Raw genomic sequence first — 14,823 nt, forward strand, 5'->3', positions numbered from 1 at the left:
AAAGCCCGCTGGGGAAACGGGCCAGGTGTTGCTTTCTAACGGATAAGTCGAGACTACGGCAGCTGTTGTGAAAAGTTTGTGAAAGATCTCCACTTTAAAGAACTTGTCATGAAAACCTTTCAGACATGAAAAACCCCGTTCAATGACGGGGTCTGCCTGCGTTCGTCTACTTCCTGACCGGTGCTGTCACCTTGGGCAGGAACTTGCCCTTCAGGACCCGGCACGCCCTGGTCTTGATCTTGTCGACCTCTGTCTGGTCTTCGCCGAAACTGGCCACATACTGGGTCTGGCCACACTGCACGCAATTGTTGATCGGAAACTCTGCGCCATCGTCCTCGATATACGGATCAGCCATTTCTTCACCCCTTTCAAAGAGCGGGATCGACACCGGCAAGCCCTTTGCCTGAAAAATATCGACCGCCAAGGCTTTTGAGACTAGCTGGTCACTAATGGACTGTCCGTTCGAATTTCCATGTGACCGACGAATGGCCGCGATCCCTCATCGCAACTTGACCGCTGTCCCGGTCACAAACACGACGACCATCCCGCCCTTGCCGGCCGGCATGCTGATCTCATAGTCAAGCCCCACCACCGCGTCCGCCTGAAGCGCCCGCGCCCGCTCCTTGATCTCATCGGTGGCCTGAATGCGTGCTTCCTTCAACGCTCGCTCCAGCGTCTGGGAGCGCCCGCCGAAAATGTCGCGCATCCCGGCAAATACGTCACGAACAACGTTGATCCCTTGCACTGACTCGGCGCTGACGATGTCCAGGTAGGCGGTAATTTGCCGGCCTTCAATGGAGTGGGTTGTGGTGGTGATCATTGCTGTTTATTCCTGTTCAGATATTCAGCCAGCGCATCAAACGCCGGCAAAGTCACGGGATCATTGGCCGAGTTGCTGGTCACCGGGTGTGATGCGTAACGAACGATGACCATCGGTACAGTCGCTATGAACCTGGCTGTGCCACGAAAACTTGCGGAGGATGGAGCATGATGTCGATTCCATTCGAAGAATCCGGACAGTCTAACAGCCGGCTCGCCTTGTTCACTGCTTGCGTGGCCAATGCCAGAGTGCCCTGCTGCTATGCTGAAAAAATCGGTTCCCTGCACTTGAGACCATCAGCATGGCGGCAGAAGGCAATCATTCCCCGTTCACTTGCAAGGCTATGGCCTACTCGGCCACAGGCTTCCTTATAGCCTTGATCATTGCCACAAAGCTGCTCGACACTTACTTCGAGCTGACGTTGTTGGCTGAGACCAAGGGCTGGCTGCTACGTACATGGAGTTGGCTTCAGCTGGAAACGCCAATGCCGAATTGGTCACTACTGACGATTATCGTGGCTTTCGTCAGCACCCTGACTTTAGTGATCTACTACCGCGGCAATGAGGGAGCCTACAGCGAGCTACATGAGATAGAGCGAAAAATTTACAAAAAGAACAACCCACAGTTTCCACAGTTGACAGATAACCAAACGCTGCTGATGGAAGCTTTGGCCTATCACGCAAACTTCAGAAAAGTTGCAAACCTGGACTCGATTTGCAAACTGGTCTCACTCAGCAAGCTTGAAGTGGAAGAGGGTCTGAAGCAACTCCAGGCTAAACGTCTTGTGAATCAAAAAGTGACACGGGGTACTTTCGGCGCCACCATTTTTGAACTTACCCTGGCAGGTAAGGACTATGCGCAAGAGCGGTTTGAGCTGACGTAGCGGAGACTCGGGAAGTGGCGGGATGTATTGATTGGCACAACTGAAAAAGAAAAACCCCCGCAAACCGTAAGCTTGCGGGGGTTTTCAGAATGTGGCGGTGAAGGAGAGATTCGAACTCTCGATACAGTTTCCTGTATACACACTTTCCAGGCGTGCTCCTTAAGCCACTCGGACACTTCACCGTATCTCTTCAAACATGTTCTGTCTGTCGAGGCGCGCTAATGTAGTCGAAAGCTTTTCCGATGGCAAATATTTTTTTCAGAATTTTCATGCGGTTAACGCGATTCAGCGTTTGCGCGCCCTCTGGGCCATGGCAAACCGGCCAATCTCCGGCTTCGTACCCTCATCTATATAGAGGGGAATGCGCAGCAGGCGCGGCGGGCTGCGCCTGGCGGGCAGGCAAAGGGTGACTGGCGGGTCAGTCACGGCGCTTTACCTGGCCTGCGGCGGTGGGTAACGTCTGCCCAACTTTATTGAAAGGAATAGCGTCATGAGTGAGTTGATTTCCTACCATCTCGAAGACGGTATCGCGACCCTGACCTTGAGCAATGGCAAGGTCAATGCCATCTCCCCGGATGTGATTGCCGAATTCAACGCTGCGCTGGATCAGGCGGTGACTGATCGTGCGGTGGTGATCATTACCGGGCAGCCGGGCATTCTCTCTGGCGGTTATGACTTGAAGGTGATGACGGCCGGTCCTAGAGAAGCCGTGGCACTGGTGACCTCCGGCTCGACCCTGGCCCGCCGCCTGCTGTCGCACCCCTTCCCGGTGATCGTGGCGTGCCCGGGGCATGCGGTGGCCAAGGGTGCGTTCCTGCTGTTGTCGGCCGACTATCGCATCGGCGTAGACGGTCCGTTCAGCATTGGCCTGAACGAAGTGCAGATCGGCATGACCATGCACCACGCGGGAATCGAGATTGCCCGTGACCGCCTGAACAAAGTGGCGCTTCAGCGCTCGGTGGTCAACGGCGAGATGTTCAGCCCGCAAGGCGCCGTGGCTGCCGGCTTCCTGGATGTCGTGGTGTCGGCGGAAGAACTGCAAGGCACGGCACTGGTGGCGGCTCGTCAGTTGAAGAAGATCAACATGACCGCGCACAAGAACACCAAGTTGAAAGTGCGCAAAGCACTGCTGGAAGCCCTGGACAACGCGATCATCCAGGACCAGGAGCATTTGGGTTAAGCCCGGATCTGCTGCAACGAAGAGCCCGACCGTCGTGTCGGGCTTTTTCGTACCTGTCCTGGTTAAACATCTGTAACCGCTCTAGACCGCGTCTGACCCATTAGTCGGAAACATCAGCACAAACATCGGCTATCTCTCACTACTCTGGCAGCAATTGCCGAAAACAGTGCACATCCGTACACTGCGCCACCTTTTGTCCCGGTGGGGCCTGTAAATGCTGTTTTTGTTCCGTATGTCATTGATGGGCATGCATTTTATCGTGGCGGGTGTGCTGGGTGTAATCCTCGGCCTGTGCCGGCCTTTCAATCCGGACAACAGCCGCCTGTGCGCACGCCTGTATGCGTGGCCGGCCATGTGTATTTTGCGTTTGCGGGTGAAGACCGATGTCGGGCCTTTGATGGATAAACCTGACAGCTGCGTGATCATCGCTAATCACCAGTCCAACTATGACTTGTTTGTGTTTGGCAACGTGGTGCCCCGCCGTACAGTGTGCATCGGCAAAAAGAGCCTGAAATGGGTGCCACTGTTCGGGCAGTTGTTCTGGCTGGCCGGCAATGTGCTGATCGACCGCGGCAATGCGCAAAAGGCGCGCAAGTCGATGTTGACCACCACCCACACCCTGCAAAACAAAGACACTTCGATCTGGGTATTCCCGGAAGGCACGCGCAACCTGGGTGAGGAGTTGCTCCCCTTCAAGAAAGGCGCATTCCAGATGGCCATTGCCGCCGGGGTACCCATCGTGCCGGTGTGTGTCAGCAGTTACGTCAAACACATGCAATTGAACCGCTGGCGCAGCGGGAAAATCCTGATTCGCTCGTTGCCGGCGATTCCTACCGCCGGATTGAGCCTGGACGACATGCCCATGCTGATTGCCCAGTGCCGCGAGCAGATGCGTGAATGCATCGAGTCGATGGACCGGCAACTGCAAGCCGCCTGAGCAAGAAAACCCGCCTGGTGCGGGTTTTCTTTTGCCTGCGAGACTTTACCGGCGAACTCGGCAGATTTAACTGACTCTCAAACCCTCGCGAGGCTAAGCTGATCGACACTGCCATTGCATTTGTTGCCAATTGAAAGCTGCCAAGAAGAAGTGAATCACCATCATGGGTAGAGTTGTTGCTGCTGCGGTTTATAGCGCCGGTAAGAAAGTCACCAATATCACCCTCGACGAAGGCGCAGCCTGGGCGGCAAAGCCCGGGCACTTTGTCTGGATCGGCCTGGAAGAGCCGAATGCCGAGGAACTCTACAACCTGCAACGCCAGTTCAACCTGCACGAACTGGCCATTGAAGACGCCCTGGAAAAACACAGCCGGCCGAAGCTGGAAACCTTCGGCGATGCGCTGTTCATCGTTACGTACTCGCCGATTCGTAATGAAGGCAAACTCGAGTTCATCGAAACACATATCTTTGCGGGCAAGGGTTACATCATTACCGCACGCAACGGCCATTCGGCTTCCTACGCCTATGTCCGACAGCGCTGTGAGGCACGTCCGATTCTGCTGGAGCACGGAGAAGATTTCGTACTTTACGCCATCCTCGACTTCGTCATCGAAAACTACCAGCCAATGGGTGAAGCCATCCATGCTGAAATCGATGAGCTGGAACACAACGTGCTGTGCAGTGCGCTGAATGAGCATGACATTCAGAAACTTCATGGCTTGCGTCGGGATGTCTTGCGCCTGCGTCGTTACGCGGCGCCGATGGTGGAGATTGGCGAAGAACTGCAAAAGCTGAGCTTCCCGTTCATTGACAAGAACATGCGTCCGTACTTTCGCGATGTGCAGATCCATGTAACGCGGCAGATGGAAGACCTGACAACCCTGGCGGATATTGCCAGCCAGACGATTGAGGTCGGGGTGCTGCTGGAGGCCTCTCGCCAGAGCGTGGTGCAACGCAAGTTTGCGGCCTGGGCGGCGATTCTGGCCTTTCCGACGGCGGTGGCGGGGATTTACGGGATGAACTTCCAGAACATGCCGGAGTTGAGCTGGCACTACGGCTATTTCGGGGTGCTGGGGTTTATTACGGTGGGCTGCGTGGGATTGTGGGCCAGTTTCAAGAGGTCCGGCTGGTTGTAGGAGCGAGCTCGCTCGCGAAAAACCTGAGAGCACCGTGGGCTGTCAGGTTTGGCGCGTTATCGTTCACGACCATCGCAAGCAGGGCTCGCTCCTACAGGTTTAAACAGCGGCCGGCTTGTGCGCGACAAACCGCATCATCCATTCGGCAACCGTGGTGCCGTGGTGCTCCTGCTCCAGGCTCGCAATGCCTTTAGAGTAAATCTGCTGGCCCAGCGCATCCTGACGAATCTCCAGCAGGGCGCGGGAGTAGTCGTGGATGAACTCCGGATGCCCCTGGAAGCACAGCACCTGATCATTGATGTGATAGGCGGCATACGGGCAGAAATCGCTGGAGGCGATGACCGTGGCGTTCTCCGGCAGCGACGTGACTTGATCCTGGTGGCTGATCAGCAGTGTCAGCTCCTCGCGCACCGGGCTCATCCATGGCGCCTTGGCAGCCAGCTTGTAGTTGTGGGTGCCGACACCCCAACCCTGGGTCGCACGCTCACTCTTGCCACCGAGCAGCAATGCCAGCAACTGATGACCGAAGCAGACGCCGAGCAACTTGTCGCCACGCTCGTAGCGGGTCAAAAGGTACTTCTTGAGGGTTTCGATCCACGGGTCGGTGCCGAAGGAATCGGCCTTGCTGCCCGTCACCAGGTAGGCGTCGAATGTCAGGTCGTCGCTTGGGTATTCACCCTGCACCACGTTGTAGACGGTGAACTCGGCGGCAATCGGCTGCTGCGAAAACAGGTGTTTGAACATCTGCCCGTAGCCCTGATATTGGTCAACCAATTCCGGACGCAGGTGGTCGGTTTCCAGAATGCAGATGCGTAACGACATAAAAAATACCTGACACGTGATGGGAATAATGCACACCCCAGAGCCTGCCTCGAAACACGGTAACAAGGCAAGCCCCGAAATGTGTCATCCCCCCCTTAGAAGGCCTCCCCTTTCGCCGCTTTTTCCAGTAGCAGCGCAGGCGGCGCGAACCGTTCGCCATATTGCTTGGCCAGGTACTGGGCGCGGGCGACAAAGTCCTGTACGCCGTACTGATTGATGAACTGCAGTGCACCGCCGGTCCAGGCGGCGAAACCGATGCCGAAGATCGAGCCGACGTTGGCGTCCGCCGTCGAGGTCAACACGCCCTCCTCCACACAACGCACGGTTTCGATGGCTTGTACGAACAGCAGGCGATCACGCACATCCACTGGCGAAATCTGCCCGTCAGCTTTCTCGAAGCGTTTTTTCAACTCCGGCCACAGGTGTTTCTGGCCGCCCACCGGATACTCGTAGAAACCTCCACCGGCAGCCTTGCCCGGACGCTTGAACTCATTGAGCAGCAAGTCGATGACGGCAAACGCAGGATGTTCTGTCAGTGGCTTGCCTTCTGCTTGCAGGTCCTTGGCCGTTTGCAGGCGGATATGGCTCATCAGGCTGAGGGAAACTTCATCAGAGATCGCCAGCGGTCCTACAGGCATGCCGGCCTTGCGTGCTTCAGTCTCGATCATCGCCGCGTTCACACCTTCGCCCAGCATGGCAATGCCTTCGTTGGTGAAGGTGCCGAACACCCGCGACGTGAAGAAACCGCGGCTGTCGTTGACCACAATCGGGGTTTTCCTGATTTGCAGGACGTAATCGAATCCGCGGGCCAGGGTTTCGTCGCTGGTATTGGCACCCTTGATGATTTCCACCAGCGGCATTTTTTCCACGGGGCTGAAAAAATGCAGGCCGATGAACTTGCTCTGATCGGGCACGGCGCACGCCAGGCCGCTGATCGGCAAGGTCGAGGTGTTGGACGCGATCACCGCGTCCGTACCGACGACCTTCTGCGCGGCCAACGAGACTTTGGCCTTCAGGTCACGATCCTCGAACACCGCCTCGATGATCAGGTCGCAACCGGCCAGGTCAGCATCGTTTTCAGTGGTTTGGATGCGCGCCAGCACCGCGTCACGTTGCTCGATGCTCATTTGTCCGCGAGCGACTTTCTTGTCCAGCAGCGCTGCCGAATGCGCCTTGCCCTTCTCGGCTGCGGCGAGATTGATGTCCTTGAGTACCACATCGATACCCGCCGACGCGCTGACAAACGCAATACCGGCGCCCATCATCCCGGCGCCGAGCACGCCGACCTTGCGGGTGACATAAGGCGCAAAACCTTGCGGCCTCGAGCCACCGGCGTTGATTTCGTTGAGCTGGAACCAGAACGTGCCGATCAGGTTTTTCGAGACCTGGCCGGTGGTCAGTTCGGTAAAGTAGCGGGTTTCGATCAGGTGCGCGGTGTCGAAATCCACCTGCGCGCCCTCGACCGCTGCGCAGAGGATTTTCTCCGGCGCGGGCATCGTGCCCTGGGTTTTGCTGCGCAGGATAGACGGGGCAATCGCCAGCATCTGGGCGACTTTCGGGCTTGACGGTGTGCCGCCAGGAATCTGATAGCCCTTCACATCCCAGCGTTGTACCGCCACCGGGTTGGCGAGAATCCACGCCCGCGCCTTGACCAACAGATCTTCGCGGTCGGTCGCCAAGGCGTCGATCAGGCCTGCCTGCAATGCCTGTTGCGGCCGCACCTTCTTGCCTTCCAGCAGGTACGGCAGGGCTTTTTCGATCCCGAGCATACGCACCATGCGCACCACGCCACCACCGCCCGGCAACAGGCCGAGGGTGACTTCCGGCAGGCCGAGTTGCACCGCAGGATTATCCAGCGCCACCCGATGATGGCAGGCCAGGCAGATTTCCCAGCCGCCGCCGAGTGCCGCGCCGTTGATCGCCGCAACCACTGGTTTGCCCAGGGTTTCCAGGGTGCGCAACTGCCCCTTGAGGGTCAGCACCATGTCGTAGAAGGCTTTGGCTTCGGGCTTGCCGACCTTGATCAATTCATTGAGGTCGCCACCGGCAAAGAAGGTTTTCTTGGCTGAAGTGATAATCACACCGGCGATGTTGTCCTTGTCGTCCACCAGGCGCGCGACGCAGTCAGCCATGGCCTGGCGATACACCGCGTTCATGGTGTTGGCGCTCTGGTCCGGCAGGTCTATGGTCAGGACGACAATGCGGTCCTGGTCTTTTTCGTAACGAATGGCTTCGCTCATAACGGGGTTCCTTGAAGTCCGGGCTCAGAGGCGTTCGATGATGGTGGCAATGCCCATGCCGCCGCCGACACACAGGGTCGCGAGGCCATAACGCAGGCGTCGGGCTTCCAGTTCATCCAGCAGCGTGCCGAGAATGGCGCAACCGGTGGCGCCCAGCGGGTGGCCCATGGCGATGGAACCGCCATTGACATTGACCTTGTCCGGATCGACCGCCATGTCCTTGATGAATTTCAACACCACCGAAGCGAACGCCTCGTTGACCTCGAACAGGTCGATGTCTTCGACCCGCAGCCCGGCCTTGGCCAATGCCTTGCGGGTCGCCGGCGCGGGACCGGTGAGCATGATGGTCGGGTCGGTACTGGTGACCGCCGTGGCGACAATCCGCGCCCGGGGCTGCAGTCCCAGCTCCCGGCCCTTGGCTTCGGAGCCGATGAGCATCAGCGCCGCGCCATCGACAATCCCGGAGCTGTTGCCGGGGGTGTGAACATGATTGATCCGTTCGACATGGCTGTAGACCCGCAGCGCGGTGGCATCGAACCCCATCTGCCCCATCATCTCGAAACTCGGCTTGAGCTTGCCCAGACCTTCCAGGGTCGATTCGGCGCGGATGAACTCATCATGATCGAGCAGGATGATGCCGTTCTGGTCCTGCACCGGCACCAGCGACTTGTTGAACGAACCATCGGCCCGCGCCCGAGCTGCCTTCTGCTGGGAATGCAGGGCGTAGGCATCGACGTCCTGACGGCTGAAGCCTTCAAGGGTAGCGATCAGGTCGGCACCCACCCCTTGCGGCGTGAAATGGCTGTGCAGATTGGTCGCCGGGTCCAGCGCCCAGGCGCCGCCATCGCTGCCCATCGGCACCCGTGACATCGACTCGACACCACCGACCACCACCAGATCCTCGAAGCCGGAACGCACTTTCATTGCGCCGAGGTTGACCGCCTCCAGCCCCGAAGCGCAGAAACGATTGATTTGTACCCCCGCCACACTGACATCCCAATCGGCCACCTGGGCGGCGGTCTTGGCGATGTCAGAACCTTGATCGCCAATCGGCGTCACGCAGCCGAGCACCACGTCATCGACCTGGCTGGTGTCCAGCGCCGTGCGCTGCTGCAGCGCGGTGAGCAAACCGGCCACCAGGTTCACCGGCTTGACACTGTGCAAGGCGCCGTCGGCCTTGCCTTTGCCACGGGGCGTGCGTAATGCGTCGAAAATCAATGCTTGGGTCATGACGTCCTCGAACCGCAGTGCAGGAGAGTAAAAGCAGAGCGCTCACTCTTGGCCCGAGCCGCGTTTGATTCAATGACCGCAGCGCTCACAGATGTTGACGCACACGCTCAGACGGACGGTCGTGAACGACCGGATTAACCGATTCAGGACACCAAGCTGTCTAGCCAACGGGCGGCAAAGAAGCTGGCAATAGGCCTCATACCTTTTTTAAAGCAAATCGTGACAACACCATACGAAATGGATCTAAACCAAGCGCTGCGCGGGCTCTAAGGTGAACTTGTACGAAGTTGTCGTCGGGTTTTGCCGAGGCGCTCGTCACTACAGGAAGTGCAACGCGCTGCCAACATGGAGATATGCAGGCAGGCATCAGGAAATAACAATAAAGGCGGTCAAGCCATGTTCAAACAATCGAAAGTACGTCAAGCCGGGCTCATCCTTTTTGCCACCACGCTGTTGTTGATAGTGCCGAACCTGACCAAGGTCATCGGCTAGTCGCGTCTGAAAGATACGGCGTCACAGTTTTTGAATTGCCACTATCAAAATGTGACTGGCCCGCTACCCGGGCCAGCGTGGCTGTGCCACCCTTCATGGCACTTCCACGACATGGACGGCAATCACTTTGAAAATGCTCATTCTGCTCGGGGCCCTGCTGTTCGGCTCGCCCCTTTATGCCGCACAGCTGAATCTGGAGCTGGGCGCGAACAGTCGCACCTGGCGGACGGAGGAATTGCTCAAGCATCCCCAGGTGCAAACCATCAACATCAGCAACGACGTTTCCTACAAACGGGACATGAGCTACCGCGCCGTGCCTCTGTCCGCCCTGCTGACCGGCATCAAGCCGGACGACCACCTGCAAGCCGTGGCCCTGGATGGCTTTGCCGCCGAAATGGCCGCGGCGCCGTTACTCAATACCCAAGGGGCGCGGGCCTGGCTGGCGATTGAAGACCCGGCCAAACCGTGGCCAGCGCTATCGGAAGGCAAGCCGGGTGCCGGGCCGTTCTACCTGGTCTGGACCGATCCGCAGGCCGGCAACATCAGCCCCGAGCAATGGCCGTTCCAGGTGGCGAGCATCAAGCGCCTGGCGCCCGTGGCCGAGCGCTTTCCTGCCCTGCTGCCCGATCCGTCCTTGAAGGCGGATGATCCGGTGAACAAGGGGTTTGCATTGTTCCAGAAGAACTGCCTGGCATGCCATCGACTCAATGGTGCCGGGGATGCGCAGTTCGGGCCGGACCTGAATATTCCATACAGCCCGACCGAGTATTTCGGCGCGGACTTCCTCAAGCGCTACATTCGCGATCCACAGAGTTTGCGCCAATGGCCGCAGGCGAAGATGCCCGGGTTCTCGGCCGAGGTGTTGCCGGATGGGGATCTGGGGATGCTGGTGGGGTATTTGCAGCATATGGTCGGGCGCAAGATTCAGCACTAGCACTGACATGATCCCTGTGGGAGCGAGCTTGCTCGCGATAGCGGTGTGTCAGTCACGGTAGTATCGACTGAAAGGTCGCCATCGCGAGCAAGCTCGCTCCCACAGGATTTTGCAGACCCCTAGTTATTGCTGCTGCACCAAAATCACCGGCGCTGGCGTCGGTGAGACCAGCACCTTCGCGTGCATCTGCTCACACCCGCCGCCCCGGCGCATCCCGCGTACCGGGCAGGCATCCAGGTAATCCAGGCCAACGGCCAGTTTCAGGTGACGCTCCGGCCGGGCCAGTTCGTTGGTCACGTCGAAGCTGTACCAGGCGTCATCCAGCCAGGCTTCGGCCCAGGCGTGGCTGGCCAGGTGTTCGCTGCTTTCGCTGTACAGATAGCCCGACACATAACGTGCAGGAATGCCCAGGCTGCGGGTACAGGCAAGAAACGCATGGGTATGGTCCTGACATACGCCGGAGCGTCCGGCAAAGGCCTGGGCCGCGCTGGTGTCCACTTCCGTGGAACCGGGTGTGTAGGTCATATGCTGGTTGAGTCCATGCATCAGATCGATCAACGCCGTGCGGTCGCGGCGTTGCTTGCACGCCTTCTCGGCGAACGCACGCAGGGCGCCATCAGCTTCAGTCAAACGGGTGAAGCGCAGAAACGGCAGTGCCGACTGGCTCTCGTGTTCGGCCTCACGTAATTCATCGATATCAACCTGGCCGCGGGCACCGATGATGATCGCCTCATGAGGCTCATCCATGGTCAGTACATGCAGAATATTGCCGAACGGATCGAGTTGCGCCCGCACCGGACGCGGCAGGTCGAGCTGCCAGCTGAGCACGTGCTGGCGCTCGCTGTCGTGGGGTGTCAGCCGCAGATACTGGATGCTCGCCCGCACCTTGTCTTCGTAGTGATAGGTGGTCTCGTGGCTAATGGAAAGTCTCATGCCGCCTCCAGATAAGAACTGTGAATCGCGTTACCCAACTGGCGCACCAGCGGGATGAACTCGGTCAGCCAGGCATGCAGGCCTTCTTCGAGAATTTCATGGATGCCGGTGTAGCGCAGGCGTGCATCCATTTCCGCCGCCAGGCGCTGTGCAGGACGACCGTTGGCCCCCGGCAATTGTGCGAGGATCTGGTCGATTTCTTCGGTGCAGGCGCGCAGGGAACGCGGCACATCGGCGCGCAGCAACAGCAATTCGGCAACATGCCGGGCGCCAGGGGCGTCGCGGTAGATTTCCGTGTAGGCCTCGAACGATGACAACGCCCGCAACAACGCGCTCCACTGGTAATACGCGTGAGCGGTGCCATCGCTGACCGCTTCGGCCTGGTCGCCGGCCATTTCGTAGCGGGCATCGAGCAGGCGCAAGGTGTTGTCCGCCCGTTCGATGAAGGTCCCCAGACGAATGAAGCGAAACGCATCGTTGCGCATGATGGTGCCGTAGGACGCGCCCCGGAACAGGTGGGAACGCTCCTTGATCCACTCGCAGAAACGGCTCATGCCGTAGCGACTGAGGCCCTGCTCGGCGATGCCGCGAATTTCCAGCCAGGTGGCATTGATGTTTTCCCACATGTCGGCGGTGATGCGCCCGCGCACCGCATGGGCGCTGGCCCGTGCAGCACCGAGGCAGCTGTAGATGCTCGCCGGGTTGGCCGCATCCAGGGCGAAGAAATGCAGCAGCCGTTCGGCATGCAGTTCGCCATGGCGCTCCAGATAATCGTCCAGGGTGCCGGTGATCAACAGCGGCATGGCCAATTCGTGCAAACCGTCACCACGGCCGTCTTGCGGCATCAACGACAGTGAATAGCTGATGTCGAGCATCCGTGCGAGGTTTTCCGCCCGCTCCAGGTAACGCGACATCCAATACAAATCCGAGGCAGTTCTACTTAACATGGCAGGCTTCCTTTAATCCTCGACCACCCAGGTGTCCTTGGTTCCGCCACCCTGGGAGGAGTTGACCACCAGGGAGCCTTCGCGCAGGGCGACACGGGTCAAGCCGCCGGGCACCACCCGGGTTTCACGACCCGACAGGACAAACGGCCGCAAGTCGATGTGGCGTGGCGCAATACCGTTTTCGACAAAGGTCGGACAGGTCGACAGCGACAGCGTGGGTTGTGCGATATAGGCATGGGGCTTGGCGATGATGCGCGCGCGGAAGGCTTCGATTTCCGCCGCCGTCGCCGCCGGCCCCACCAGCATTCCGTAACCGCCGGAGCCCTGGGTTTCCTTGACCACCAGTTCTGGAAGATTGGCCAGCACATGGGAAAGCTCAGACGGATTTCGGCACTGCCAGGTCGGCACGTTCTTCAGGATCGGTTCTTCATCGAGGTAGAAACGGATCATGTCGGTAACGAACGGATACACCGATTTGTCGTCCGCCACCCCCGTGCCGATGGCATTGGCCAATACCACGTTGCCGGAACGGTAGGACGACAGCAGCCCCGGCACGCCGAGCATCGATTCCGGGTTGAAGGCCAGCGGATCGAGGAAGGCGTCGTCGAGGCGACGATAAATCACGTCGACCGCTTTCGGCCCGTCGGTGGTGCGCATGAAGACCTTGTCGTCACGCACGAACAGGTCCGCGCCTTCCACCAGTTCCACCCCCATTTCCCGCGCCAGAAACGCATGCTCGAAGAACGCACTGTTGAAGCGCCCCGGCGTCAGCACCACCACGCTGGGGTTATCGATGGGGCTTGAGCTTTTGAGGGTATCGAGCAACAGGTTCGGGTAGTGATCGATGGGCGCGATGCGTTGCGCCGCGAACAGTTCGGGGAACAGGCGCATCATCATCTTGCGGTCTTCGAGCATGTAGCTGACGCCGCTCGGTGTGCGCAGATTGTCTTCGAGCACGTAGTAGGTGCCGTCACCGTCGCGCACCAGGTCGACACCTGAGATGTGCGAGTAGATATCGCGGTGCAGGTCCAGCCCCTGCATCGCCAACTGGTACTGCTCGTTGGCCAGCACCTGCTCGGCCGGAATGATGCCGGCCTTGATGATGCGTTGCTCGTGATACAGGTCGGCGAGGAACATGTTCAACGCCTTGACCCGCTGGATGCAGCCGCGCTCGACGACCCGCCATTCACTGGCGGGAATACTGCGGGGGATGGTGTCGAAGGGAATCAGGCGCTCTGTGCCCTGCTCGTCCCCATAGAGCGTGAAGGTAATCCCGGCGCGATGAAACAACAGATCGGCCTCGCGTCGCCGTTGTGCCAGAAGCTCGTCAGGCGTCTCGGCCAGCCAACGGGCAAACTCCCGATAATGCGGGCGGACCTGGCCGCCGGCATCGTACATCTCATCAAAATAGGTGCGGATCATGCCGTACTCCTTGTCACTCGGACGTCCAGACCTTCGCAAGGCCCGTGCCAGCGGCATAAACGCTTTGATATCAATCAGTTGGATAATCAATGCGCAAGTACCGCACCATTCCTGTGCGGCAAATGCTCCAATCTGATCGCCCCCGCTTCATTGCAAGGCGTGGCTATCGCCTATCACCAGCATAGCCAGAGTTGATTTCACTGCCCGGTAACAGGTGCGGATAATCCAGGCATTCGCTGAAAAGCACACCGAACTTCCCTTTAGCCGCCTGCTCAGGCGGCTTTTTTTTGCCTTGTTGAAATGTTGAGAATCAAAATCAAAAGATCGCAGTCTTCGGCAGCTCCTACAGGCCATAAATGAAAACGGCCAACCCGAAGGTCAGCCGTCAATGCCGGTTGTCACTGTTCATAAGCCTATGCGAGTCGCCCTCGTACCTCCTGTTTCACACCCCAGCCTTCGATGATGCCGCCCAACGGCTCGACAACCGCTTCGAAACCCTGTTCGAAGTCGCCGATGTCGTCGTAGGTGGCATACATGACTTTGCACAACTCCAGCGCCCAGGCGCCATCGTCGCGCACACTGACTTGCGCATCCAGGGATTCACCACGGTGGAAATGACCTGCCGCCCTGCGTGCCCGCTCCTCATCCGGGAAAATGGCGTAGAACTCGATGGGATGAAACCGTGAAAAGTCAAAACCGCCTTCTTTCATGCGGCGCAGCACGCTGCTGCTGATGTCTTCTTGATAGGCTGTGCTCATGAAACGTCCTCCTCAAAACGATGGATAGACTTTCCGTACTCCCTCACCCGCAACCGAACAGCGCGAGCGACGGCAAACGATGTGCCGGCG

14 protein-coding genes, 1 tRNA gene and 1 pseudogene are annotated in these 14,823 nt (G+C 58.7%); 5 read left to right on the plus strand and 11 right to left on the minus strand.

All coding sequences use genetic code 11. The features are described 5' to 3' along the window. Positions 1–166: 166 nt before the first annotated feature. Together ACXX83_RS15790 and ACXX83_RS15795 are read right to left on the minus strand one after the other, a co-directional pair. Positions 167–355, minus strand: a complete 189-nt coding sequence (locus ACXX83_RS15790) for a hypothetical protein (protein ID WP_033047548.1) — start codon at positions 353–355, stop codon at positions 167–169. Positions 356–499: 144 nt separating this feature from the next. After that, entirely contained in the window at positions 500–820 is a 321-nt protein-coding gene (locus ACXX83_RS15795; RefSeq protein WP_015096087.1) for a YbjQ family protein, read from the minus strand. 301 nt (positions 821–1,121) lie between these two features. Between ACXX83_RS15795 and ACXX83_RS15800 the strand changes: the two genes are divergently transcribed. After that, complete coding sequence (locus ACXX83_RS15800) at positions 1,122–1,703, plus strand: hypothetical protein (RefSeq protein ID WP_015096088.1); 582 nt, start codon at positions 1,122–1,124, stop codon at positions 1,701–1,703. A 92-nt stretch (positions 1,704–1,795) separates the two neighbouring features. Here ACXX83_RS15800 and ACXX83_RS15805 read toward each other — a convergent pair. Together ACXX83_RS15805 and ACXX83_RS15810 are read right to left on the minus strand one after the other, a co-directional pair. After that, positions 1,796–1,885 (minus strand) — tRNA-Ser (locus ACXX83_RS15805). Between the two features lie 103 nt (positions 1,886–1,988). After that, positions 1,989–2,129: a hypothetical protein gene (locus ACXX83_RS15810; RefSeq protein WP_458549059.1), complete on the minus strand. Its 141-nt coding sequence runs from the start codon at positions 2,127–2,129 to the stop codon at positions 1,989–1,991. Positions 2,130–2,193: 64 nt separating this feature from the next. Here ACXX83_RS15810 and ACXX83_RS15815 point away from each other — a divergent pair, with 64 nt between their 5' ends. From ACXX83_RS15815 to ACXX83_RS15825, 3 genes are all read left to right on the plus strand, one after another. Next, on the plus strand, positions 2,194–2,883 hold the full coding sequence (locus tag ACXX83_RS15815; RefSeq protein ID WP_458549060.1) for a crotonase/enoyl-CoA hydratase family protein: 690 nt from the start codon (positions 2,194–2,196) through the stop codon (positions 2,881–2,883). Between the two features lie 214 nt (positions 2,884–3,097). Continuing rightward, positions 3,098–3,820, plus strand: coding sequence for a lysophospholipid acyltransferase family protein (locus tag ACXX83_RS15820; RefSeq protein ID WP_217835889.1), 723 nt, complete (start codon positions 3,098–3,100; stop codon positions 3,818–3,820). Between the two features lie 163 nt (positions 3,821–3,983). Continuing rightward, entirely contained in the window at positions 3,984–4,955 is a 972-nt protein-coding gene (locus ACXX83_RS15825; protein WP_458549061.1) for a magnesium and cobalt transport protein CorA, read from the plus strand. A gap of 99 nt (positions 4,956–5,054) precedes the next feature. Here ACXX83_RS15825 and ACXX83_RS15830 read toward each other — a convergent pair whose 3' ends face one another. From ACXX83_RS15830 to ACXX83_RS15840, 3 genes are all read right to left on the minus strand, one after another. Then, complete coding sequence (locus ACXX83_RS15830) at positions 5,055–5,777, minus strand: amidotransferase (protein WP_007971914.1); 723 nt, start codon at positions 5,775–5,777, stop codon at positions 5,055–5,057. 95 nt (positions 5,778–5,872) lie between these two features. Beyond that, positions 5,873–8,017 (minus strand): 3-hydroxyacyl-CoA dehydrogenase NAD-binding domain-containing protein, encoded by a 2,145-nt coding sequence (locus tag ACXX83_RS15835; protein ID WP_458549062.1) that lies wholly within the window; start codon positions 8,015–8,017, stop codon positions 5,873–5,875. Between the two features lie 24 nt (positions 8,018–8,041). Next, entirely contained in the window at positions 8,042–9,247 is a 1,206-nt protein-coding gene (locus ACXX83_RS15840; RefSeq protein WP_102673289.1) for an acetyl-CoA C-acetyltransferase, read from the minus strand. A gap of 603 nt (positions 9,248–9,850) precedes the next feature. On the opposite strand from ACXX83_RS15840, the pseudogene ACXX83_RS15845 reads away from it, so the two are divergent. After that, positions 9,851–10,673 (plus strand): annotated as a pseudogene (locus ACXX83_RS15845) (c-type cytochrome). A 123-nt stretch (positions 10,674–10,796) separates the two neighbouring features. Here the strand turns inward: ACXX83_RS15845 and ACXX83_RS15850 are convergent. The 4 genes from ACXX83_RS15850 to ACXX83_RS15865 all read right to left on the minus strand — a co-directional run bounded on the left by ACXX83_RS15850 (position 10,797) and on the right by ACXX83_RS15865 (position 14,733). After that, positions 10,797–11,606: a transglutaminase family protein gene (locus ACXX83_RS15850; RefSeq protein ID WP_015096096.1), complete on the minus strand. Its 810-nt coding sequence runs from the start codon at positions 11,604–11,606 to the stop codon at positions 10,797–10,799. Beyond that, entirely contained in the window at positions 11,603–12,553 is a 951-nt protein-coding gene (locus tag ACXX83_RS15855) for an alpha-E domain-containing protein (protein WP_007971901.1), read from the minus strand. The genes ACXX83_RS15850 and ACXX83_RS15855 overlap by 4 nt, the downstream gene beginning before the upstream one ends. Before the next feature lie 12 nt (positions 12,554–12,565). Continuing rightward, positions 12,566–13,975 carry a circularly permuted type 2 ATP-grasp protein gene (locus ACXX83_RS15860; RefSeq protein WP_007971899.1) on the minus strand — a complete coding sequence of 470 codons (1,410 nt, stop codon included), beginning with the start codon at positions 13,973–13,975 and terminating at the stop codon, positions 12,566–12,568. 413 nt (positions 13,976–14,388) lie between these two features. Continuing rightward, a complete protein-coding gene (locus tag ACXX83_RS15865) occupies positions 14,389–14,733 on the minus strand; it encodes a ribonuclease E inhibitor RraB (protein ID WP_007971898.1) in 345 nt (114 codons plus the stop codon). Positions 14,734–14,823 lie beyond the last annotated feature (90 nt).

Source organism: Pseudomonas sp. GNP012, assembly GCF_054343835.1.

What these genes read in the sequence shown, in the direction of transcription:
- ACXX83_RS15790 (WP_033047548.1), bottom strand. Translation starts at nt 355, where the DNA reads ATGGCTGATCCGTATATCGAGGACGATGGCGCAGAGTTTCCGATCAAC.
- ACXX83_RS15795 (WP_015096087.1), bottom strand. Translation starts at nt 820, where the DNA reads ATGATCACCACCACAACCCACTCCATTGAAGGCCGGCAAATTACCGCC.
- ACXX83_RS15800 (WP_015096088.1), top strand. Translation starts at nt 1,122, where the DNA reads ATGGCGGCAGAAGGCAATCATTCCCCGTTCACTTGCAAGGCTATGGCC.
- ACXX83_RS15815 (WP_458549060.1), top strand. Translation starts at nt 2,194, where the DNA reads ATGAGTGAGTTGATTTCCTACCATCTCGAAGACGGTATCGCGACCCTG.
- ACXX83_RS15820 (WP_217835889.1), top strand. Translation starts at nt 3,098, where the DNA reads ATGCTGTTTTTGTTCCGTATGTCATTGATGGGCATGCATTTTATCGTG.
- ACXX83_RS15825 (WP_458549061.1), top strand. Translation starts at nt 3,984, where the DNA reads ATGGGTAGAGTTGTTGCTGCTGCGGTTTATAGCGCCGGTAAGAAAGTC.
- ACXX83_RS15830 (WP_007971914.1), bottom strand. Translation starts at nt 5,777, where the DNA reads ATGTCGTTACGCATCTGCATTCTGGAAACCGACCACCTGCGTCCGGAA.
- ACXX83_RS15835 (WP_458549062.1), bottom strand. Translation starts at nt 8,017, where the DNA reads ATGAGCGAAGCCATTCGTTACGAAAAAGACCAGGACCGCATTGTCGTC.
- ACXX83_RS15840 (WP_102673289.1), bottom strand. Translation starts at nt 9,247, where the DNA reads ATGACCCAAGCATTGATTTTCGACGCATTACGCACGCCCCGTGGCAAA.
- ACXX83_RS15850 (WP_015096096.1), bottom strand. Translation starts at nt 11,606, where the DNA reads ATGAGACTTTCCATTAGCCACGAGACCACCTATCACTACGAAGACAAG.
- ACXX83_RS15855 (WP_007971901.1), bottom strand. Translation starts at nt 12,553, where the DNA reads ATGTTAAGTAGAACTGCCTCGGATTTGTATTGGATGTCGCGTTACCTG.
- ACXX83_RS15860 (WP_007971899.1), bottom strand. Translation starts at nt 13,975, where the DNA reads ATGATCCGCACCTATTTTGATGAGATGTACGATGCCGGCGGCCAGGTC.
- ACXX83_RS15865 (WP_007971898.1), bottom strand. Translation starts at nt 14,733, where the DNA reads ATGAGCACAGCCTATCAAGAAGACATCAGCAGCAGCGTGCTGCGCCGC.